This is a genomic window from Brevundimonas sp. FG8, from assembly GCF_057808845.1.
Genome location: NZ_JBMDIU010000005.1, coordinates 213,265 through 235,365 on the forward strand (window position 1 = coordinate 213,265; position 22,101 = coordinate 235,365).

Sequence of the window (22,101 nt, forward strand, 5' to 3'; positions counted from 1 at the left end):
CGTAGGTTAGTGCGGGAGTTGAGGGGGATCGCCGTGAATGAACTGGCCGCCGTGCCTGGAATCGGGAAGCTGGAACGCGTCGCCCTGCGCGAGGTGTGGCGGCACGAGGCCTATGACTTCACGCGCTGGCTCCAGGACAACATCGACGTCCTGAACGAGGCGCTGGGCTTGTCGCTGGTCAACGTCGAGCGCGAGCAGGCGGCCGGCAGCTTCAGCATCGACCTTGTCGCCGAGCGTGAGAGCGGCGGCAAGGTCATCATCGAGAACCAGTTGGAGAAGTCGAACCACGACCATCTGGGCAAGGTGCTGACCTACATGGTCGCCATGGAGGCCCAGACGGCGATCTGGATCGTCGCCGAACCCCGGCCCGAGCACGTCTCGGTGGTCGCCTGGCTCAACGAGTCGAGCAGTTCGGACTTCTACCTGGTGAAGGTTGAGGCGGTGCGGATCGGCGTATCGCCACCGGCGCCGCTGCTGACGCTGATCGTCGGTCCATCAGCCGAGACGGCCGCCGTCTCGCGCAGCAAGCGCGAGTTCGCCGAGCGGCATGACGTGCGCCAGAACTGGTGGGCACGCCTAGTCGCCCGGCCCGACGCCAAGCTGCACAGCCACATCACGCCGGGTCCGTCGACCTGGATCGGCGTAACCTCCGGCGTGCGGGGCCTGCCGCTGAACTACGTCATCACGCAGCAGGACTGCGGCGCCGAACTCTACATCGACCGAGGCAAGGGCTCGGAGGCCGAGAACAAGTCGATCTTTGACCAGCTCTTCGCCCGGCGCGAGGAGATCGAGCAGGCCTTCGGCGGCCCCCTGAGTTGGGAGCGGCTCGACGACGGTCGCGCCAGCCGCATCCGGGCGCGTGTCACTGCCGGCGGCTATCGCGCCCCCGAGGACGAGTGGGACACCATTCAGACCCAGCAGGTCGATACCATGAACCGGCTGCACAAGGCGCTCCAGCCACACCTGAAATCCCTCAAGCTGGGCTACGAGGCGCCGGAATGAGCGTCCTCGTGCCCGGCTCTGGCGGAGCGACGGCCGGCCGCTCGCTGGAACTCTATTTCATCGACGGCCGCCCCGACGGCATGCTGACGGCCGAGGTGTTCAACTGGACGGGCCACGTCCTAATGGCGCCTCGAACTCAACTGGCGGCCGCTCTAAGTCGCAAGGAGGCTGGCTACACGGGCGTGTATCTGCTGCTCGGCGAATATGAGGGAGAACCGCGCGCCTACGTCGGCGAGGGCGAGGACATCAGCGACCGCATCCGCAGCCACGATACCCGCAAGGACTGGTGGACCACCGTGGTGCTGGTGACTTCAGCGGCCAACAACCTGCACAAGGCGCACGCAAAGTATCTGGAAGCGCGTCTTGTCGAACAAGCGCGCCTCGTCGGCCGCGTGGCGCTGGACAACGGCAACACCCCTCCTCGACCTGGCCTGTCCGAGGCTGCCCGAGCAAACATGGAGGCGTTTCTCGACTACCTCTTCATGGTGTTGCCGGCCCTGCGGATAGACATGTTCCTTCAGGCGACGCGGCCCGCCCGCCAGGGCCCCGTCGAGACGTCGGGCACGAGCCCAACTCGCTTCGAGCTGGTGAACAGAAAGCATAAGCTGCGGGCGACGGCTGTGCTCGACGATGGCGACTTCATCGTTCAGGCGGGATCGCTCGCACGAGCGAGTTGGGAGGGCCGAAATACGGAAACGAGCGGCTATGCTCTCCTGCGCGATGAACTCCAGCGAATGGGTGTGCTGGCGACCCGCGGCGGAGCCTGCGAGTTCACCAAAGACTACGCGTTCAAAAGTCCTAGCGCCGCCGCCGCCGTGGTGAATGGACGGCCTGCGAACGGCACCCTTGAGTGGCGGTTGGAAGGCGGTGGAGCGACCTACAAGGAGTGGGAAGCACAGCATCTAGAGGTGTTGACTGGGAAGGCCGGCTTATGAGCCTTCACAAAGAAATCGGCTTCGAAACCGAGGTCTGTGAGCATCTCGCTGCTCACGGCTGGCTCCACGACGCCGGCGACTACGTCCACCACGACCGTCGGCGCGCGTTGTTCACCCCGGACTTGGCGGCTTGGGTGGAACAGACCCAGCCCGAGGCCTGGGCGGCCTTGTCCAAGACGCATGGAGCCGCTGCCGCCGACGTCCTCGCCGACCGGCTGCGCAAATCGCTGGACGAGCGTGGCGTGCTGGACGTGCTGCGCAATGGGCTCGACATCGTGGGCGCGCGCCGTCGCCTGGCGATGGCGCAGTTCCGTCCCGCCATGGGGATGAACCCCGAGATCACCCGGCGCTACGAGGCGAACCGGCTGCGGGTGGTCCGACAGGTGCGCTACTCGACCGCCAACGAGAACTGCATCGACCTGGTGCTCTATCTGAACGGTGTGCCGGTCGCGACGGTGGAACTGAAGACCGACTTCACCCAGAGCGTCCGCGACGCCGTCGATCAGTATCGCTTCGACCGGCTGCCTCGGACCAAAGGCGGCCCGGTCGAACCTCTGCTCGGCTTCCCCGGCGGTGCGATGGTCCACTTCGCGGTCAGCAACCGCGAGGTCGAGATGACAACGCGGCTGGAAGGACCGGCCACACGGTTTCTCCCGTTCAATCGGGGCGATCACGGCGGCAAGGGCAACCCGTCAGACGGCGCGGGACATCCCACAGCCTACCTGTGGGAAGAGATCTGGCACCGCGATAGCTGGCTCGAAATTCTGGGCCGCTACATGGTGACCCGGCGGGACCCCAAGAAGCTGATCACCAGCGTCATCTTCCCGCGCTACCACCAACTCGACGGCACGCGGAAACTGGCGGCCGAGGTGCTCAAGGAAGGCCCCGGCGGACGGTTCCTGATCCAGCATTCGGCGGGGTCCGGGAAGACCAACTCAATCGCCTGGTCGGCGCATTTCCTATCCGAGCTGCACGACGCTGACGACAACAAACTGTTCAGCAGCGTGATCGTCGTCTCGGACCGCAATGTCATCGACAGCCAGCTTCAGGAAGCCCTGTTCGACTTCCAGCGCGTCCAGGGCGTGGTCGAGACCATCAAGAGCGAGAGCGGGTCCAAGAGCGGTCAGCTGGCCAAGGCCCTGGCGGCCGGCAAGAAGGTCATCGTCTGCACCATCCAGACCTTCCCCTTCGCGATCGAGGCTGTGCGAGACCTGGCCGCGACCGAAGGTAAGGCTTTCGCCGTCATCGCCGATGAAGCCCACTCCAGCCAGACCGGTGAGGCAGCGGCCAAGCTGAAGGAGATGCTGTCGGCCGAGGAAGCGGCGGCGCTGGCCGACGGTGGCGAGGTGTCCAACGAAGACATCCTGGCCGCCAAGATCACCGGGCGCGCCAGCGACAAGGGAATCACCTACGTCGCCTTCACCGCGACTCCCAAGGCCAAGACCATCGAACTCTTTGGACGACCCGGCCCTGATGGGCTGCCCGCCCCCTTCCACGTCTACTCGATGCGGCAGGCGATCGAGGAAGGTTTCATCCTCGACGTTCTGAAGAACTACACGCCCTACCGACTGGCGTTTCGGCTTGCCCACAACGGGCGCGACTGGGACGACAAGGAGGTCGAACGCGACGCCGCCGGAAAGGCGATCATGCGCTGGGTGCGGCTGCACCCCTACAACATAAGCCAGAAGGTCCAGATCGTGGTGGAGCACTACCGCGAGAACGTGCAGCCACTGCTGGACGGCAAGGCCAAGGCGATGGTGGTGCTGGGCAGTCGGCAGGAGGCCGTGCGCTGGCAGTTGGCGATCAACCGCTACATCGCCGACAAGGGTTACCGGCTCGGCACCCTGGTAGCCTTCTCGGGCGAGGTGAACGACAAGGAGTCCGGTTCCGAACCGTTCACCGAGACCAGCAAGGAATTGAACCCCGGTCTGAAGGGTCGCGACATCCGCGACGCCTTTGCCGGACCCGACTACCACCTGCTTCTGGTCGCTAACAAATACCAAACCGGCTTCGACCAGCCCCTGCTGTGCGGGATGTATGTGGACCGGCGGCTAGCTGGCATCCAGGCGGTGCAGACGCTGTCGCGCCTAAACCGCGCTCATCCCGGCAAGGACACCACCTACATCCTCGATTTCGTGAACAGTTCCGACGAGGTGCTGAAAGCCTTCCAGACCTACCACGAGACCGCAGAACTGGAGGCGGCGACCGACCCCAACCTGATCTTCGACATCAGGGCCAAGCTGGATGCCGCCGGGCACTACGATGACTTCGAGGTCGAGCGGGTGGTGCGGGTTGAACTCGATCCGAACGCCAAACAGTCGGAGTTGATCGCAGCCATCGAGCCCGTGGCGGATCGTCTGCTGAAGGTGTTCGCAGCCGCCAAGCAGGCGCATCAGACGGCGCAATCCCGAGGCGATGAGCGCGGCATGGCCGAGGCTCTGGACCACATGTCCGCCTTGGACATGTTCAAGGCCGATATGGCCGGATTCCTGCGCCTTTACAGCTTCCTGTCTCAGATCGTCGACTACGGCAGCACCGACCTGGAGAAGCGGGCGATTTTCTATCGCCGTCTGCTGCCGCTTCTCGCGTTCGGGCGTGAGCGTGAAGGCGTCGATCTGACTGGGGTCCGCATGACCCACCATTCCCTCAGAGACGAAGGGCAACGCGACCTGCTCTATCCGACGGGTGATGCCCCCAAACTTAGCGGTGTGGCTGAACTGGGATCGGGCGGCATCCACGAGAAGGAAAAGGCGCTTCTCGACGAGATCATCGCCAAAGTGAACGACCTTTTCGAGGGCGATCTGACTGATGACGACAAGCTGGTCTACGTCAACGACGTCATTAAGGGGAAGCTGCTGGAGTCCGAGGAACTAGCGACCCAGGCCCGCAACAACACCAAAGCGCAGTTCGCCAACTCGCCCACCCTGCGCGACGAGATGATGAACGCCATCATGGACGCGCTGGCAGCCCATCAGGCCATGAGCAAGCAGGCCTTGGACTCCCAGCGGGTGCGCGATGACATGAAGGACGTGCTGCTTGGGCCGGGGCAGCTATACGAAGCGTTGCGGGATCGCGACTAACCCTGATCTCGCTGCATCCGGGCCAACAACTCAGGCGGCAGTTGCGAGGTGAACGTCACGTCGGGCTTGAAGGGGATCAGTTCGACCCCAATCGCCTTCATGGTCTGCAAGGCGAACACGAACGAAAAGGTGCCCCGGCTGACCTTATTGCGGATGCTGGTTTCGCTTTCTTCGACGCCGATTTCGGCCAGCAATTGGGACAGGTCTGCGTAGGTCACACCACGCCGCTTCAATTCGACCTTGATGACCCGTTTTGCGGCGTCACGCCAATCCTCGTCGCTCAGGGCGGCGGGCTTTAGTTCAGCGGGCTGGTTCGTCATGGCGGGAAGGTATATCGGCCGAGCCGTGGTTCAACAGAAATCGCCGCGACACGCACTGAATTTGCGACATTCGCACGCACGTTAATGGCTGCGGCACCCATAAAGTCGCATAAGCGGCGTTAACATCGCACTTATGCGATAAAATTCTTGACGGCCTCCAACGCGACAAGTATCGCGTATGTGCGACTTTAATCGCACCGGGACGCAGTTGGAATTTCCTGTCGACGATAGCGGCCAGGCTCTCGCCTTGATGCCCTTCGACGTCGCCACATGGACGGAAGAAGAAGCGCGCGTCCAGTTTCAGCGGTTTCGTTGGAGTGAACACGGGGGCCGCCCGACGTGCGGGCACTGTGGCTCGGACGCCGTCAACACCCACAAGCGTCGCCGCATCTACACGTGCAAAAAGTGCTTCCGGCAGTTCTCCGACACCAGCGGCACCCCTTGGGCATATCGGAAACTCGGCTTTCGAAAGCTGATGCTCGTCATCTCGGTGTTTGCCGACAACCGCCAGGCCGTGCCGGCACGGACCCTCGCTCGCCAACTGCGGCTGAACTACAAAACCGTGCTGCTGTGGGTGCATAAGCTGCGAGAGGCGATCGCGCACCACGCCAGCCTTCAACAACTCAGTGGCGACGTCGAGGTTGACGCCTCCTATCATGGCGGAAACGTCCGGCCTAAGAACGTTAAGAAGACCCAGAAGGACCTGCGAAAGATTCCTTATCGCGCCAATGACCGCGCGTTCGCAGTGGTTGGCGCACGTCAGCGAGATGGCTCAATCCGCACCTGTGTGGTGAAGGAGGAGGCCCACGCCCGTCCGTTTCTCTGCGAAGCAATCGCTCCAGGGGCAAACGTGTTCACCGACATGGAATCCGGCTTCAAGCCGATGCGCGGTCGCTACTGCCTTTTTCAGATCAATCACAAGCTGGCCTATTACACCCCCGAAGCTTGCACCAATGCGATCGAAACGCTTTGGGCGCTTATGCGCGTGCTGGGGCGAACGCACCGGCACATTGCCCAGAACTACCTCGACCTCTATGCCGCCGAAGCCGCGTGGACCCTGCTCAAGGGTAAGAAGGCCGTCGGCCAGGCCTTCACTGAACTGATGGCTTGGATGAGCAAGTCCCGGCGTTCTCCCCTTGCTGGCTATTTCCAGGGGCGTAAGCGGTCTCTGCCTGTTCATCAGGCCGATGGCACCGTCGCCTTGTGGAAGCCGGCCCCGCGCCGGGGGCGGGCTGACTTCATCAACAAGGACGGCAAGGTCGTCGAATTCAAGCCCCGCCGGACGCGCGACAAGACTTGGCGGGAAGAATGGAATTTCCTGAGTGCCGAGGCGTTCCTGAACGAGCCCACGGCTGTTCCCAACGGACCCGGCGTGTATGCCCTCTTCGCGCGTGACGAGACCGGGATGCTGGCTGCTAGCGGATTCGTCGAGCAGCCCAGCCTGCCGCTTTGGCTGCATGATGGAGCCGCCCACATCTATACCGGCGAGACCTTTGGCATCCGAGGCCGGCTCCTTGAGCACGTAAGGGGAAGTATCCGGGGATCGCCGCTTCGCGAAACGCTGCTGGCTCTCCAGTTCGATCAGGGGCTTCTCCAAGCCGCCCCCGCCGAGGAACACCGTGCTGTAGTGGAAGAGAACCTGACCGAATGGATGCGCGATAATGTGGTCCTCGGCTTCAAGTCGTGCGGATATGTTCGCGACATGGAGCGCATCATCCTGACTGCCACGGCGAGCCCGATGAACCTGGTTAGGCCGAACGCCAATGACTACACCAAGGGCTTGCACGAACGGCGGCGCCAGTTCCGCGATCAGGTCGTCGCCACTTGGCCCGCCGTGACGGCTACCGCCATCACTCGCCGCCGTCGCTAGGGGCGCTTTAGCGAGGCCGATGCCGCCACGACCAGCGACGCCGCCAGCCGGGGTTATCCGGCAGATGACCAGGGTGTTCGATCAGGTCGTCTCGGAAGGTCCCGGCGAAAGCCTGGTTTATGGCGTCATAGTAGCGCTGCCGCTCGCTAACCGAGGAGAGGTCGAGTCCAAATTGCTCGGCCATGATATCCACGATCTCGGACACTGCGAGGTGTTCATCTGACGACCGCACGATGTCCATCGCCGTTCCTGAGATGCCGTTTGGCATAGCGACCCTATTCAACGCCTTGGGCCGAACCGGCTTCACCTTGCTGAGATCGACCAAGGGATCGAGCATCCGGATGACGTAGGCGAAATGAGGCAGGGCGGCCTCAATCTCGACGACGCGCTGATCTCGATCGGCTTGATTCGCTTCGTATGCCTGCCGCTCCGGTTTGAGGCGGGTCACATACCTCGGCGGCTTCACGAGCCGCTCGCGCTCTCCCAGCAGCTTTGCGTATATCCGGGTAAGGCGCAGGGCCAGCTTGGCTTCTTCGTCCATCTGATGCCGATAGAACCCCAATATCGGGGCTTCAACGCCAAAATCGACGCTAGGTGTGTTTGCTACCCAATGCCGACCTCCCCGGGACGGGGAGGGAGAAGGTCGGCGGCGGTTTACGCCAGCCACACCATCCGACGCGTCCGGGCGTCCTGCCCGCGCGCGCGGCTGAAGCCGGTGCGGACCTCGCCCGTGTACAGGAAGCCGGCCTTCTCCAGCACGCGGCCGGAGGCGGGGTTGTCGGCGAAGTGGCCGGCGACCATGGCGCGACGCTTCCAGTTGCGGCTGGCCCAGACCAGTCCCGCCTCCAACGCCTCGGTGGCGTAGCCCCGGCCCCAGAAGGGGCGGCCGATCCAGTATCCGACCTCGGGCCCGACATCACCGTCCTCGAACAGGCCGATGACGCCGACAGGACCGTGATCCTCGTGCTCGATCAGGAATGTCCGCGACCTGGCCGGGTCCTGCCCCTGAACGTTCAGCACAAAGGCCTCGGCATCGGTGACCGAGAAGGGATGCGGCATGCGCAGGGTCATGCGCGCGATGTCGGCGTCATTGGCCAGGGCGGCCAGACGGGTCACGTCCTGGGCCTGCGGGGCGCGCAGCGACAGGCGCCGCGTCTCGACGACGGGAGAGGGTTCGATCACGCACATGACACGCCTCATTCAGAACTCACCGCCTCCTTGGAGGGCTCGGGCGGTGTTCGAGGCGGGGAAACGAAAACGGGGAGCCTGGTGATCCAGACTCCCCGCGGAATATTTCCCTGGTCCGGATCGGGGCCCTTGGGCCGACGCGATCCGGGTGGTGTTCCGTATCGCTTACTCGGCGGCCGCAGCCTGCTGGGCGTCGTCATTCGCGGCGAGAATCGACACGTAACAACGGCCGTTGGCTTTCTTGGTGAATTTCACGGCGCCGTGGGTCAGGGCGAACAGCGTGTGATCGCGACCCATGCCGATGTTGTCACCCGGGTGGAAGGTGGTGCCGCGTTGGCGCACGATGATGTTGCCGGCCAGCACGCGCTCGCCGCCAAACTTCTTCACGCCGAGGCGCTTCGACTCGGAGTCGCGACCGTTGCGCGACGAACCGCCGGATTTCTTGTGAGCCATCGTAACTCTCTTCGGTTTGCACCCGACGCCCTCAGGCGCCCGGTACCGTCATTCTATCACAGTCGCGCCCGGAAGGCGCGGGTTTGAACTCTCAGGCTTCTTCGGTCGAAGCGGCGGCGGCCTTCTTGGCCGGGGCCTTCTTCGCGGCCGGAGCCTTGGCGGCCTTGGCCGGCTTGGCTTCCTCAGCGGCGGCTTCAACACGCGGGGCCAGGCCACGGGCGCGAGCGTTCATCTCGGCCTTGGTCAGAACCTCGGTCTTGCCTTCCCACTTGGCGGTCTCGCCGGCGCCTTCGATGCCGGTGATGCGCAGGACCGATTCCATCTGGCGGTGGCCGTTGGTGCGGCGGTAGCCCTGACGACGGATCTTCTTGAAGATCTTGATCTTCTCGCCCTTGCGGGTTTCGACCAGCGTCGCGGCGACCGAAGCGCCTTCGATCAGCGGGGCGCCGAGGGTCACGCCCTTGTCTCCGCCGAGCATCAGAACTTCACCGAAGTTGACGGCCGCGCCGGCTTCGCCGTCGAGTTTCTCGACAACGATGACGTCGCCCGGCTGAACCCGGTACTGTTTTCCGCCGGTCTTGATCACCGCGTACATGTTGAAGCCTCAGCGTAAACGCAAAAAGAATAGCGCCCGCGGGGACCCCCGGCGGGCGAAGAGCGGCGACATATACGGAAGGGGTCCCCGGAGTCAACGCGGACGGGGAAAAAACCCCGAAACGATGCGGGAGGCCACGGGACGCCCCGCTGGACCGCGCCCCCTGCTCCAGGCGGATGCCTCGGAGCGGCGTACATTATAATGGAAACCGGGTCGGAGAGGCTACGACGGGCGGACTATGTACGGAAACGTACAACCGGGAGTTTTTATGAAATGAAAGAACAAAATTCGCCGTCCGGATGAAAATGGTTCGTTTTCAACAGGCGAGTCAAATCTGCGGTTGCCTAGTTCAGGCACTTAAGGTTTAGGTAAGAGTACCTAACGTCCGCAAAGGGCGTGATCGACCGCGTTTTGCGCAGTGTCCTGGGGAGGGACCCATGCCGACGACCTGGACCACCGTGACCGATCCCATCGGCGATACGGGCGCCTTCGACAGCCGCATGATCTTCGGCGACTTCGACGGGGATGGCGATATCGACATCCTCTACCAGAACGGCAACACCGCCGGGACCGGCATCGGCTTCCTGCAGAACAACGGCAACGGCGCCTTCACCAACTACACGGACGCCACCGCCGCCGGCTCGATCTTCGCGGGCGTGGACTTCTCGGGCCGTCAGATCAGCCCGGCCAACTTCTTCGTCTTCGACTTCGACGGCGACGGCGATCTGGACATCGCGGACCGGACGTCGAGCACCACGACCTTTTTCCGCAATGACGGCAACACCGGCTTCACCCGGATCGCAGACCCCATCCCGGACACCGGGTCATTCGACCAGCGGATGGTCTGGGGCGACTTCGACGGCGACGGCGACGTGGACGCCCTCTACCAGAACGGCAACACCGCCGGGGCCGGCATCGGCTTCCTGCGCAATGACGGCGGGTTGAGCTTCACCAACTTCACCAACGCCGCGGCCGCAGGCACGCCCTTCAGCGGCGTTGACTTCACCGGCCTGCAGCTCACGACCTCGGCCTTCGTCGTTGACGTCGATGACGACGGCGACATGGACATCCTGGACCGCGGCGCGACCCAGGTGATGTATCGCAACGACGGCGGGTTGTTTACCCGCACGACCGATCCGCTGGCGGACATCGGCTCCTTCGACGCCCGCATGATCTTCGGCGATTTCGACAGCGACGGCGATACCGACGCCATCTATCAGAACGGCAACACCGCCGGCACGGGCTTCGGCTATTTCCGCAATGACGGCGGGACCTTCACCAACTTCACCAGCCTGGCGGGCACGCCCTTCGCGGGCCTGGACCTGACCGGCCAGCAGCTGACCACCTGGACGGCTTTGGACATCGACAACGACGGCGATGTGGACATCGTCGATCGCGACCAGGCCGCCGGCGGTCTGGTCCTGTACCGCCAGAACGGCGCGCCGCCGCGTCTGGTGTCCTCGACGCCGTCCGACAACGGGACGGGCGTGGCCACCGGCGCCAACATCACCCTGACGTTCAGCGAAAGCGTCACCAAGGGCAACGGCAACATCTATCTGTATCGCGGCGACGGCGTGCTGATCGAGACGATCAGCATCAGCTCGGCCCAGGTGACGGGCTCCGGCACGACCTGGACCATCGACCCGTCCGTCACCCTGGCCAGCCTGACCAACTATTACATCCGTATGGATCAGGAGACCTTCGCCGACAGCGAAGGCGCCGTCTTCGCGGGCATCAACAACAACACCACGCTGAACTTCACCACGGCGGCGTCCAACACCGCGCCGACCTTCGCCAACCTGAACGGCGACGTCGCGGCCCACACCGAGAATGTGCCGGTGCGGCTGGACGTGGGCGGCAACGCCACCGTGGCGGACGCGGAAAGCGCCAATTTCGACGCGGGCACGCTGACCGTCTCGATCACCGCCAACGGCCAGTCCGGACAGGACGTGCTGAGCGTCGCCAACATCGGCAACGGCGCCGGGCAGATCGGCGTCTCGGGCAATGCCGTCTTCTACGGCGGCGTGCAGATCGGCACCTTCACCGGCGGGACCGGCGGAGCCAACCTGGTCTTCACCTTTGACGCCGACGCCACCCCGGCCGCCGTTCAGGCGCTGGTGCGCGCGCTGCAGTACAACAACACCTCGGACGCGCCGAACACCGCGACCCGCACGGTCACCCTCGTCCTGACGGACGGCGACGGCGGCACCAGCGCGACCCAGACGGTCTCCGTCAGCGTCACCGCCGCGAACGATCCGCACACCGGCGGCGCCGCGATCACCGGGACGGCGGCGGAGGACGGCGTTCTGACCGCCGTATCGACCCTGGCCGATGCGGACGGCATCGGAACCCTGCACTATCAGTGGCAGCGCGACACCGGCGGCGGCTACGTCAACGTCGGGTCCGATCAGGCGACCTATACGCTGGGCGACGCCGACGTGGGCGGCGTGATCCGCGTGGTGATCTACTACACCGACGCCGGCGGCACGGTGGAATCGGCCACCAGCGCCGGCACCGGCGCCATTTCCGCGGTCAATGATCCGGCCACCGGCGGGGTCTCGATCACCGGCACGGCGACCGAGGACGAAACCCTGACGGCCGACACCTCGACCCTCGGCGACGCCGATGGTCTGGGCACGCTGCATTATGACTGGCAGCGCGACACCGGCTCCGGCTTCGTCTCCATCGGCGCGGCCGATCAGGCGACCTATACGCTGGGCGACGCTGACGTGGGCGGCGTGGTCCGGGTGGTCGTCAGCTATGTCGACGGCCAGGGCTTCACGGAAACCGTCACCAGCGCCGGAACCGCCGCCATCGCGGATGTGAATGACGCCCCGACCCTGGCCCTGACCGGCGGAGCCACGACCTTCGTGGAAGACAGCGCGCCGGTGGGCCTGTTCTCGGGCGCCACGGTGACCAACCCCGAATCCGGACAGGACCTGACCCTGACCCTGCAGGTCAGCGGCGTGGCCGATGGATCAAGCGAGGGGCTGGTGCTCTCGGGCGTGCCGATCATCATGGTCGCGGGCAGCCCCTTCATCCAGCCCGCTCCCGGCGGCGCGGTGATGGTGCAGGTGACGGCGGGAGCCCCCGGCGTCTTCAATATCGTCATGGTCGGCATCAGCTCGAACGCGCATGCGCAGCAGATCCTGAACGCCATCACCTATGTGAACGCCGACCAGGACCCGACCGAGGGCGACCGCACGATCACGGTCGTTTCGATTCAGGACAACGGCGGCGGGACCAACAGCAGCCCGGTCAACGTCAGCTCGACGGTCACCGTCAGCGCGGTGGAGGACGCCCCGGTCGCGGCTGATGACGCCGTTTCGACGGTCGAAAGCGCGCCGGTCAGCGGCGACCTGTTCGCCGACAACGGTTCGGGCGTGGATGAGGACGTCGACGGCCCGCCTCCGACCATCGGGGCTGTGAACGGCTCGGCGGCCAATGTCGGAACCCAGATCACCCTGGCCTCGGGCGCCCTGCTGACGGTCAACGCCGACGGCACCTACACCTATGATCCGAACGGCCAGTTCGACGACCTGCCGGGCGCGGGTTCGGGCTCGGTGGACACGGCCACCGACACCTTCACCTACACCCTGACCAACGGGAACACCGCCACGGTGACCGTGACGATCAACGGTGAAAGCTCGACCACCGGAGACATCTCGGTCGGCACCGGAGGCGATGACACCCAGACCGGCGGCACGGGCGACGACACCTTCGTCGGCGGCGCGGGCAATGACACGATCGTCGGCGGCGGCGGCGTCAATGTCGTCACCTATACGGGCGCCCCGACCGGCGTGTACGTCCGCCTGAACCACGGCGACGTGCCGAACGACGGCTTCGGCGGGACCGACACCATCAGCGGCGTCCAGAACGTCACCGGCACCGCCTTCAACGACACCATCGTCGGCGAGACCGGCGCCAACGTCCTGCGTGGCGGCGACGGCTATGACGTGCTGATCGGCCTGGGCGGCGACGACGTCCTGTTCGGCGGCAGCGGCACGGCCAACGAGCTGTACGGCGGCACGGGCAATGACACCTATTACGTCGACGCCAACGACACCGTGGTCGAGGCGGCCAGCGAAGGGCTGGACACGGTCGTGACCACCCGCACCGTCTTCACCCTGGGCGCCAACCTCGAGCGTCTGGTCTTCCGCGGCAATGCGGACGTGGTCGGCATCGGCAACGCCGAGAACAACACCATGGTCGGCGGCGGCGGCAACGACCGCCTGAACGGCGGCGCGGGCTATGACGTGCTGATCGGCGGAGCGGGCAACGACGTCCTGCTGGGCGGCTCGGGCGCGGCCAACGAGCTGTACGGCGGCGAGGGCGACGACATCTATTACGTCGACGCAAACGACACGATCGTCGAGCTGGCGGCTCAGGGCAACGACACCATCCGCACCTCGCTGACCAGCTATCGGCTGGGCGCCAATGTGGAGAACCTGATCTACACCGGGTCGTCCAACTTCGTCGGCGTCGGCAATGCGCTGGACAACATTCTCAACGGGCGCACGGGCAATGACATCCTGACCGGCGGTCAGGGCAATGACACGCTGAACGGCGGCGACGGTCTGGACACGGCCGTGCTGAGCGGCGTGGCCTCGGACTACACCGTCACCTTCGTTTCGGGCTCGACCTGGACCATCACCGACAACGTCGGCGGCCGGGACGGCGTGGACACCATCACCAACATCGAGCGGCTGGCGTTCAGTGACGGCACCTTCCGGGTGCTGACCCCGCAGTGGACCCCGCCGCCCGCCGCGCCAGTGCTGATGGATGAAGACGCCTGGGTCCTGCCCGCGCTGGTGGAAGACGACGGCGGCTTCCTGAAGGACGCCGACGCGCCGCTGGTGCAACCCAACCCGACGGATGTGGCCGCCACCGCGGACATGGACCTGCCGCTGGTCCTGCCGGGCCTGACCGGCGGGGACGACTTCCTGTTCAAATCCTTCGAAACAGGACCGCAGGTTCAGCCGGGGGAACTGGTCAAATTCGTTCCCGTGGACTTCTACCGTCCGACTGCCGACGTCATGGTCGAACGGCCGTTCGAAGCCACCGAGCACAACGACGGCTTCGGTCTGCTCGGCCATCAAGGACCGGACGACTGGATCTTCAACGCGTGAAAATGATCGGGAAGGGCTCGACTGTTATAAAGTAACAGAGTACAGGACGGTCAATGTCGCCGTCCGATCTTGAGCAACCGATCCTGCTGTCCCTTCTGGGGACCGGCTTCGCGACGGCCTTCCTGCACGCCGCCCTGCCGACCCACTGGTTGCCTTTCGCGCTGGTGGGTCGCGCGCAGCGCTGGAGCCTGCCGCGCCTGCTGGGCGCGGTGGGGGCTGCGGGCTTGGCCCATATCGTCACCACCGCCGTGGTCGGCGGCCTGATCGTCGTGGCCGGACTGGCGCTGGATCAGTGGATTTCCGGCCTGCTGCCCTGGGTGTCGGCGGCCCTGCTGTTCCTGTTCGGCGTCTTCTATCTGACCCGGGCGACCCTGCGTCGGCCCCGCACCGCCGGCGGACCGGAGTTCGACCTGCCCGAGCCGACCGTCACCCACGCCGCCGCCTTCTGGGGGCTGGTGGCCATGATGGCCGTGTCGCCGGGCGAGGTGCTGCTGCCCATCTATCTGTCCCAGGCGAAGGAAGGCCTGCTGGTGCTCGGCGCGCTGACGCTGGCCTTCGCGGCGGGGACGATGGCGGGCATGTCGGTGTTCACCCTGCTGGCCCGCGCGGGCTGGTCGGTGCTGCGGCTCGAGCGCTGGGCGCGCTACGAGGGGGCGGTGCTGGGGATCGCCCTGATCGGGATCGGCCTTCTGGTCGTGTTCCACCAGCACTGACCGGAGCCAATCAGGCTCCGGCATTGTGCTGGTGGGAAATCTGAGCCGGGCCGGCCTGCGCCCGCCCCGACCGATTTCGCTCTGATGCAAGGTTATACATTTACATTCAATAACTTAAAGCGCCATCGCGTTGACCCTTCGTGCGGTGAAGCCTAAGGAGTCGGCATGGCGCACACGCACGACCACGCACACGATCATTCCGACCACGATCACGGGCATGACCACAGCCATGATCACGGGCACGGGCACGGGCACGGGCACGGGCATCATCACCACGGGATCGGCGGCCACCATCATGGACCGGTGAACACCGGCGACTGGCGCTATCTGGTCGGTCTGGTGGTCAATCTGGCCTTTGTGGCGGTCGAGTTCGGCGCGGGCGTGATGAGCGATTCCACCGCCCTGATGGCCGACGCAGGGCACAATCTGTCGGACGTGCTGGGACTGGCCATGGCCGGAGGCGCGGCCTGGCTGGCGCGCCGCACGGCGAGCGCGGGCAAGACCTACGGCTACGGCAAGGCGACGGTGCTGGCGGCCCTGTTCAACGCGCTGGCGCTGATCTTCGCCTGCGGCGCCATCGCCTTCGAGGCCGTGCGCCGGTTCGCCGAGCCCGCGCCGGTCGGGTCGACCACCATCATGATCGTGGCGGGCATCGGCTTCGTCATCAATCTGGGCACGGCGCTGCTGTTCATGAAGGACCAGCACAAGGACCTGAACGTGCGCGGCGCCTATCTGCACATGATGGCGGACGCGGGGGTGTCGATCGGCGTGGTGATCGCGGGCGCGGCCATCCTGTTCACCGGCTGGAGCCTGATCGACCCGATCGTCAGCCTGCTGATCGTGGCCGTCATCATGATCGGGACCTGGGGCCTGCTGAAGGACTCGGTCAATCTGGCGCTGGACGCCGCCCCGCGCGGGGTGGACGTCGAGACCATCCGCAAGGCCTTCCTCGCCCTGCCCGGCGTCAGCGCGGTGCACGACCTGCACGTCTGGGGCCTGTCGACCACCGACACCGCCCTGACGGCGCATCTGGTCCACGACCGCCCCGACGCCGACGCCCTGCTGATCGAGGCCCAGACCCTGGCCCGCAAACGGTTCGAGATCAGCCACACGACGCTGCAGCTGGAAAGCGGCGTGCTGCCGGATTGTCCGGATTGCTGAGGTTACCTCAAGGGTTCATCCGGCGGTTCAAGCCCCATGTCGATGCGGCGCAGATGCCGATACCGAGGGAAACCTTCGGGCTCCCGCACAGCTGCGGCCAGGTACTCGGCCAACAGTCGCCCCCAAAGACTGATGAAGGCGGCCTGATCAACCGCAAGCTCCGCTGCCCGCTGACGCCTGACAAAGAAGACGGACACCCCCATCGCCACAAGCGCACCGACCGTAAGCCCGACAGAGATTCCAACTGACAGACTTCCAGCCAAAGGGCCGAGCGCCAACAACGGCGCCAGGCTGAGGAAGAAGTCGTCGAACGGACGAAGGTTCGCCACGGTCCACGGGCGGACAAGCTCGGCATCTTCGAGCGCCCCCTGCATCGCCGCGGCCATCGCCAACTCCATGAATTCACGGTTCGCGCTGTCCGCCAGCACCTCCGCGTGATCCCACGCGCCGCGCCTGAGATTCTCCACCCACAGGCCGGCAGCGTTCAGCAAGGAGGGCGGGATGCGGGCTGTAATCGGCGTCCAGCCGGAGAAAACACCCCGGTTCCGTGCTGCTCGTCGAAGATTGTCGGGAAAGACCTCCTTGAGGCCAAAATAGATGCGCCGCGCCTCGCGTTTGTCGGGACGAGGAAGCCATTGGCCCCGCCCCGGCCAGTGATCAGCCATTGAACGCGGCAGGTCATAGCCGATGTGCAGATAGGCGCCCGCCATCAGGCGCATGAACGGGGTGCGGAACTCCATCCAGCGTTGCCGATAGCCTTCCAGTTCTTCGCGATCATTCCAGAGGTCACGTTCGCGCAGGAACCCATCGACCAGAGCAAGAAGCCAATCCCGATCAGGCTTGCTCGCTTGGCGGGCGGCGATGGCGCGGATGTCTACGGTAACCGACGCATAGACAGTGTCGAAGGGAACGAGCGCCCTGTCATCCAACTCGGTCAAGCACAATCGCGATCTTGCAAGTCGCCCTCCCGCCCAGCGAAGCAACCACAGGTTAGGGGCGTTTCATTCCACTGTGAAGGCAGAGGCGGCCAAACCCGTCGTTGCAGACACCAACGCTCTTTTCCCGCCGCCCATCAAACCCTAGATGAGCGCCATGACCGACACAGCTTCCGCAAACGCCAAGATCCCCGTCACCGTCCTCACCGGCTATCTCGGCGCGGGGAAGACAACCCTGCTGAACCGCATCCTCACCGAGGACCACGGCAAGCGGTACGCCGTCATCGTCAACGAGTTCGGTGAGATCGGCATCGACAACGATCTGGTGGTCGGCGCGGATGAAGACGTGTTCGAGATGAACAACGGCTGCGTCTGCTGCACGGTGCGCGGCGACCTGATCCGGGTGGTGTCGGGGCTGATGAAGCGCCAGCGTCCGGGAAAGCCCGCGTTCGACGCCATCATCGTGGAGACGACCGGTCTGGCCGACCCCGGCCCGGTGGCCCAGACCTTCTTCGTGGACGACGAGGTCAAGGCCAAGACCCAGCTGGACAGCGTCACGGCGCTGGTGGACGCCAAGCACGTGATGGCGCGGCTGGATGACTCGAAGGAGGCCCGCGAGCAGGTGGCCTTCGCCGACCGCATCATTCTGAACAAGGTCGATCTGGTCTCGGGCGACGAGCTGGCCGTGGTGGAAAGCCGCCTGCGCGCGCTGAACCCGCTGGCCCCGATCACCCGCGCCGAGCGCTCGAACGTGCCGCTGGATCAGGTGCTGGGCGTGCACGGCTTCGATCTGGACCGGATCACCGAGGTCCGCCCGGATTTCGTGAACCCGCCGCACGGCGCCGACGGCCATGTGCACGACGAGCACTGCGGCCACGACCACCATCATCATGACCATGACCACGGGCACGACCATCACGGTCATGAACACGACCATCACCACGGCGCGCGCGGCCATGCGCACGAGGACGACATCAAGGGCATCGCCCTGTCGCTGGACCGCCCGCTGGACGGCCAGAAATTCACCCAATGGCTGGACAAGCTGCTGGGCGAGCAGGGCCAGAACATCCTGCGCGCCAAGGGCATCATTGAGGTCGCCGGCGAGGATCGTCGTCTGGTCTTCCAGGCGGTGCACATGATCCTTGAGGGAGACCTGCAAAAGCCGTGGGGCGAAAAGGAGCGCCGCTGGTCGCGCGCCGTCTTCATCGGCCGCGATCTGGACGAAGCCGCCCTGCGCGCCGGGTTCGAGAGCTGCGCCGCCGCCTGACCCTCGGGGACCTGTCTCAAGGGACCAAGCTCGATTTTCCCGGCGGGGACGATATATGACCGCCATGACCACCTTCCAGTTTGACGCCCAGCCCACCGCCGCCCTGTTCGAGAAGGACGGCGCGGTCTTCGCCCTCGGGGACGGGGCGGTCCGTTTCGAGGACGGCGCCTTCAGCATCGCCCATGACGGCGCCATCCTGTGCGCCTGCGTTCACCCCTCGGGCGAAGGCATCGTGACCGGCGGCGACGACGGCCGGGTGATCTGGCACCGCAAGGGCGAGGCCGGGCTGCTGGCCACCGCCAAGGGCGCCTGGATCGACGCCATCGACGCCTCGGCCGAAAGCGGGCTGATCGCCTTCTCGGCGGGCAAGACCCTGTCGGTGATCGACTCCAGGGACGCGGGCTTCCGTCGCGACTTCGTGCATGAGCGCACCGTCTCGGGCGTGGCCTTCGAACCGAAGGGGCGCCGGATCGCGGCCTCGACCTACGGCGGCGCGGCCCTGTGGTTCGCGCGGATCGCCGACCAGAAGCCGACGATGCTGAAATGGGCCGGATCGCACACCAGCGTGGCCTTTTCGCCGGACGGCGCCTTCATCATCACCGCCATGCAGGACAACCAGTTGCACGGCTGGCGCATCAAGGATCAGAAGAACCTGCGGATGGGCGGCTATCCGGGCAAGGTGAAGTCGGTCAGCTTCCTGTCGAAGGGCCAGCTGATGGCGACCTCCGGCGCGCAGGGCGCGGTGCTGTGGCCCTTCGTCGGCGCCAACGGCCCGATGGGCAAGGAAGCCACCGAGATCGGCTATGACGAGGGCAGTCTGGTGGCTCTGGTCGCCTCGACTCCGAAATCGGGGCTCCTGGTTGCGGGCCTGAACGACGGCCGGGTCTGGCTGGCCGACCCCGCCGGACAGGGGCTGAACTTCCTCAAGGCCGACAAGGGCGCCACCGTCGTGGCCCTGAGCATGAGCCCGGATGCGAGCCGCGTCGCCTGGGCTGATGAAGATGGAAACGCAGGCGTCTTTTCCATCTGAATTCCATTCAGGGAAGAATTTTCCCAGAAACCCGTGACTGACGAGAATTCATCTTCGGGTGAACAACGTTCCGTGAGGGAAACAACCATTTTTACGAGTATTAATTCAGGTTACGCGTTCAGGATGTATTAGCGAAACAGGCGTAGGCATGGGGTCATGACGCACTCCAAATCTGTTCCTGGCTTCCTGGGACTGGAGGTCCCTCCCCGCACCGCCGCTGTTGCGCGCCCCCGGCCCACGCCGGTCGCCATGGCGGATCTGTCGCCGGAGGAATGGCGCATCATCTCGCTGGCCGAATGCCCGAAGACACGTCGGTCCATGGCGGACATGATCGCCCACTCCACGCCCGGCGCCGGAAAGGCGCCCCCATGTCGAGATCGCTGACCCTATCCTTCCTGCGCAACCGCCGTGGCGGCGCCGCGGTGGAGTTCGCCATTCTGGCGCCCGCCCTGCTGGCCCTCGTCGCCGGAGGCATCTTCTACAGCCGCTGGTTCACGGTCGCCTCGCAGACCCAGAACCTGGCCAGCGACGGCGCCCGCGCCGCCGTGGCGGGACTGGATGACACGGAACGGCTGAGCATCGTCACCAATCTGATGGACGGCGCCGCTGTGCGTGTCCCGCTGGAGAACGGCGCGACCCGGACCTGGCGCGCCTGGCGCGACGGCGATCTGTACGCCGTATCGGTGACGACCACCCTGCCCGACTATGACCTGGCGCGGCTGATCCCCATGCCCGACCGGAACGTCACCCGCGCCGCCGTGGTCGTGATCCCGGAGCCGGCGGGATGAGGGCCCTGCTGACACGCCTGCTGCGCGACCGGCGCGGCGGGGTCGGCGCCCTGTCGGTGATGATCTCCGTGCTGGTGATCACGGCGACCGCCGCCGCCATCGACGTCGCCTCGGTGCAATTCCGCGCGCGCGCCTTGCAGGGGCTGGCCGACACCGCCGCCGTATCCGCCGCGGGCAATCTGGCCACCGCCGAGCCGACCGTGCGGCGCGTGCTGTCGCTGAAGAACTCGACCGCTCGCATCGAGACCGTCGCCCTGGGCGAGTATCACGCACGCGCCGAGGTGCCGATCCCGCAGCGGTTCAACCCGTCCGGCCCCCTTCCGGACGCCGTGCAGGTGGTGCTGCAGGAGGATGTGAAGCTGTTCTTCGGCTCGGTGCTGGGCATCAGCGACGTGCGGGTGCGCAAGACCGCCGTGGCCATCCGCCCGGCGCGGGACGCCGCCGCCTTCTCCATCGGCTCGCGCCTGCTGACGCTGGACCCGCCGCTGGTCAACGCCCTGCTGACCCAGTTGACCGGTCGCCAGATCCAGCTGACCGCCCTGTCCTACAACAGCCTGCTGACCTCCAGTCTGGACGTGGACGACCTGTTGCAGAACCTGGCCCACACCCTGTCGGTGGAGGACCGCGAAACCCTGCTGATCCGGCCCCTGTCGACCCGGTATCTGGTGGACGCCATGGCCTCGGCCACCACCGGCCAGACCAGCGTGGCCCTGAAGAGCATCTCCGCCTCGCTGGGCACGGGGCAGGACCGCGATCTGCGCCTTGATTCCCTTATCGACATCGCGCCGGGCGTGAAGGGCGACGTCAACGCCAGCGTACCCGTCTGGGACCTGCTGAACGCCGCGCTGGGCGAGGCGGCGGGACCGCAGACCATCAGTCTGAACGCCAATGTGCAGGCTCCTGTCAGCGTCAGCGTCCGGCTGGCCATCGGCGAGCGGGAGCAGAAGTCCGCCTGGCTGACCGTCGCGCGTGACGGCAGCACCGTGGTGCGCACGGCGCAGGTGCGGTTGCACATCGACGTGACGACCCTGAATCTGGCCGGCCTCGGCAAGGTCCACCTGCCGGTCTATGCCGAGGTGGCGAGCGGCAAGGCGGCGCTGGCCGCCATCGACTGCCGCGCCGACGCCTTCGACGTCACGGCCCGCTCGGGCGTGGCCAGCGTGGCCCTGGGCGAGATCGACTCGACCCGGCTGGCCGACTTCTCCCGCGACGCCGCCCTGACGCCCGCCGCCATTCTGGACACGGCGGTTCTGAAGGTGCGGGGTTCGGCGCGGATCAATGTGGCCGATTCCGGCGACAAGCAGTTGCGCTTCACCCGGCACGACGTGACCAACCTGGAGGCCAAGACCATCGGGTCGAAGGACATCCTCGGCACGACCCTGACCAGCCTGGTGGCCAACACCGATCTGGACATCCAGGTGCTGGGGCTGGGTGTCGCCCTGCCGGGCCTGCCGAACCAGTTGCGCACCATTCTGGGCGAGATCGCCGCGCCGCTGGATCTGGTGCTGGAGCAGGTGCTGCAACTGGTCGGCGTCGGCATCGGCGAGGCCGACATCCGCCCGGCGGGCCTGTTGTGCGGCATCAAGGGATCGCCCCCGACGCTGGCGGCCTGATCCCCCTTGCATGCGCCCGGCG

17 protein-coding genes and 1 pseudogene are annotated in these 22,101 nt (G+C 65.6%); 12 read left to right on the top strand and 6 right to left on the bottom strand.

The features are described from left to right. Window positions 1-33: 33 nt before the first annotated feature. The 3 genes and pseudogenes from ACODRV_RS11350 to ACODRV_RS11360 form a co-directional block, all read left to right on the top strand. Window positions 34-1,002 carry a DUF4268 domain-containing protein gene (locus ACODRV_RS11350; RefSeq protein WP_488908382.1) on the top strand — a complete coding sequence of 323 codons (969 nt, stop codon included), beginning with the start codon at window positions 34-36 and terminating at the stop codon, window positions 1,000-1,002. Beyond that, the gene (locus ACODRV_RS11355; protein WP_488908383.1) at window positions 999-1,937 is read left to right on the top strand and encodes a GIY-YIG nuclease family protein; all 939 of its coding nucleotides are present in this window, start codon (window positions 999-1,001) and stop codon (window positions 1,935-1,937) included. The genes ACODRV_RS11350 and ACODRV_RS11355 overlap by 4 nt, the downstream gene beginning before the upstream one ends. Beyond that, a pseudogene (locus tag ACODRV_RS11360) lies at window positions 1,934-4,753 on the top strand (type I restriction endonuclease subunit R); the annotation flags it as partial. The gene ACODRV_RS11355 and the pseudogene ACODRV_RS11360, both read left to right, overlap by 4 nt. Window positions 4,754-5,013: 260 nt before the next feature. On the opposite strand, the gene ACODRV_RS11365 reads toward ACODRV_RS11360, so the two are convergent. Further along, complete coding sequence (locus tag ACODRV_RS11365; RefSeq protein WP_488908384.1) at window positions 5,014-5,337, bottom strand: DUF6471 domain-containing protein; 324 nt, start codon at window positions 5,335-5,337, stop codon at window positions 5,014-5,016. A gap of 208 nt (window positions 5,338-5,545) precedes the next feature. Between ACODRV_RS11365 and ACODRV_RS11370 the strand changes: the two genes are divergently transcribed. Next, window positions 5,546-7,207, top strand: a complete 1,662-nt coding sequence (locus ACODRV_RS11370) for an IS1595 family transposase (protein WP_488908385.1) — start codon at window positions 5,546-5,548, stop codon at window positions 7,205-7,207. Between the two features lie 7 nt (window positions 7,208-7,214). Here the strand turns inward: ACODRV_RS11370 and ACODRV_RS11375 are convergent, their stop codons facing one another. From ACODRV_RS11375 to rplU, 4 genes are all read right to left on the bottom strand, one after another. Beyond that, complete coding sequence (locus tag ACODRV_RS11375; RefSeq protein WP_488908386.1) at window positions 7,215-7,748, bottom strand: hypothetical protein; 534 nt, start codon at window positions 7,746-7,748, stop codon at window positions 7,215-7,217. A 113-nt stretch (window positions 7,749-7,861) separates the two neighbouring features. After that, window positions 7,862-8,395: a GNAT family N-acetyltransferase gene (locus tag ACODRV_RS11380; RefSeq protein ID WP_141628390.1), complete on the bottom strand. Its 534-nt coding sequence runs from the start codon at window positions 8,393-8,395 to the stop codon at window positions 7,862-7,864. 165 nt (window positions 8,396-8,560) lie between these two features. Then, window positions 8,561-8,848, bottom strand: coding sequence for a 50S ribosomal protein L27 (gene rpmA / locus ACODRV_RS11385; protein ID WP_141627809.1), 288 nt, complete (start codon window positions 8,846-8,848; stop codon window positions 8,561-8,563). 91 nt (window positions 8,849-8,939) lie between these two features. Further along, on the bottom strand, window positions 8,940-9,443 hold the full coding sequence (gene rplU, locus ACODRV_RS11390; protein WP_141627810.1) for a 50S ribosomal protein L21: 504 nt from the start codon (window positions 9,441-9,443) through the stop codon (window positions 8,940-8,942). Window positions 9,444-9,880: 437 nt separating this feature from the next. Between rplU and ACODRV_RS11395 the strand changes: the two genes are divergently transcribed. The 3 genes from ACODRV_RS11395 to ACODRV_RS11405 all read left to right on the top strand — a co-directional run bounded on the left by ACODRV_RS11395 (window position 9,881) and on the right by ACODRV_RS11405 (window position 16,446). Continuing rightward, window positions 9,881-14,572, top strand: a complete 4,692-nt coding sequence (locus ACODRV_RS11395; RefSeq protein WP_488908387.1) for a beta strand repeat-containing protein — start codon at window positions 9,881-9,883, stop codon at window positions 14,570-14,572. A gap of 53 nt (window positions 14,573-14,625) precedes the next feature. Then, window positions 14,626-15,285 (top strand): hypothetical protein, encoded by a 660-nt coding sequence (locus ACODRV_RS11400; protein WP_488908388.1) that lies wholly within the window; start codon window positions 14,626-14,628, stop codon window positions 15,283-15,285. 303 nt (window positions 15,286-15,588) lie between these two features. Continuing rightward, window positions 15,589-16,446 carry a cation diffusion facilitator family transporter gene (locus tag ACODRV_RS11405; RefSeq protein WP_488908389.1) on the top strand — a complete coding sequence of 286 codons (858 nt, stop codon included), beginning with the start codon at window positions 15,589-15,591 and terminating at the stop codon, window positions 16,444-16,446. A 2-nt stretch (window positions 16,447-16,448) separates the two neighbouring features. Here ACODRV_RS11405 and ACODRV_RS11410 read toward each other — a convergent pair whose 3' ends face one another. Further along, the gene (locus ACODRV_RS11410) at window positions 16,449-17,384 is read right to left on the bottom strand and encodes a hypothetical protein (RefSeq protein ID WP_488908390.1); all 936 of its coding nucleotides are present in this window, start codon (window positions 17,382-17,384) and stop codon (window positions 16,449-16,451) included. A 154-nt stretch (window positions 17,385-17,538) separates the two neighbouring features. Between ACODRV_RS11410 and ACODRV_RS11415 the strand changes: the two genes are divergently transcribed. From ACODRV_RS11415 to ACODRV_RS11435, 5 genes are all read left to right on the top strand, one after another. Continuing rightward, window positions 17,539-18,648, top strand: coding sequence for a CobW family GTP-binding protein (locus ACODRV_RS11415; protein WP_141627815.1), 1,110 nt, complete (start codon window positions 17,539-17,541; stop codon window positions 18,646-18,648). Window positions 18,649-18,712: 64 nt separating this feature from the next. Beyond that, on the top strand, window positions 18,713-19,678 hold the full coding sequence (locus ACODRV_RS11420; RefSeq protein ID WP_141628391.1) for a WD40 repeat domain-containing protein: 966 nt from the start codon (window positions 18,713-18,715) through the stop codon (window positions 19,676-19,678). 156 nt (window positions 19,679-19,834) lie between these two features. Then, entirely contained in the window at window positions 19,835-20,062 is a 228-nt protein-coding gene (locus tag ACODRV_RS11425; protein WP_488908391.1) for a hypothetical protein, read from the top strand. Beyond that, entirely contained in the window at window positions 20,047-20,466 is a 420-nt protein-coding gene (locus ACODRV_RS11430; protein WP_168196871.1) for a TadE/TadG family type IV pilus assembly protein, read from the top strand. Before ACODRV_RS11425 ends, ACODRV_RS11430 begins: the two co-directional genes overlap by 16 nt. After that, window positions 20,463-22,079: a TadG family pilus assembly protein gene (locus ACODRV_RS11435; RefSeq protein WP_488908392.1), complete on the top strand. Its 1,617-nt coding sequence runs from the start codon at window positions 20,463-20,465 to the stop codon at window positions 22,077-22,079. The genes ACODRV_RS11430 and ACODRV_RS11435 overlap by 4 nt, the downstream gene beginning before the upstream one ends. The last annotated feature ends 22 nt before the right edge of the window (window positions 22,080-22,101 follow it).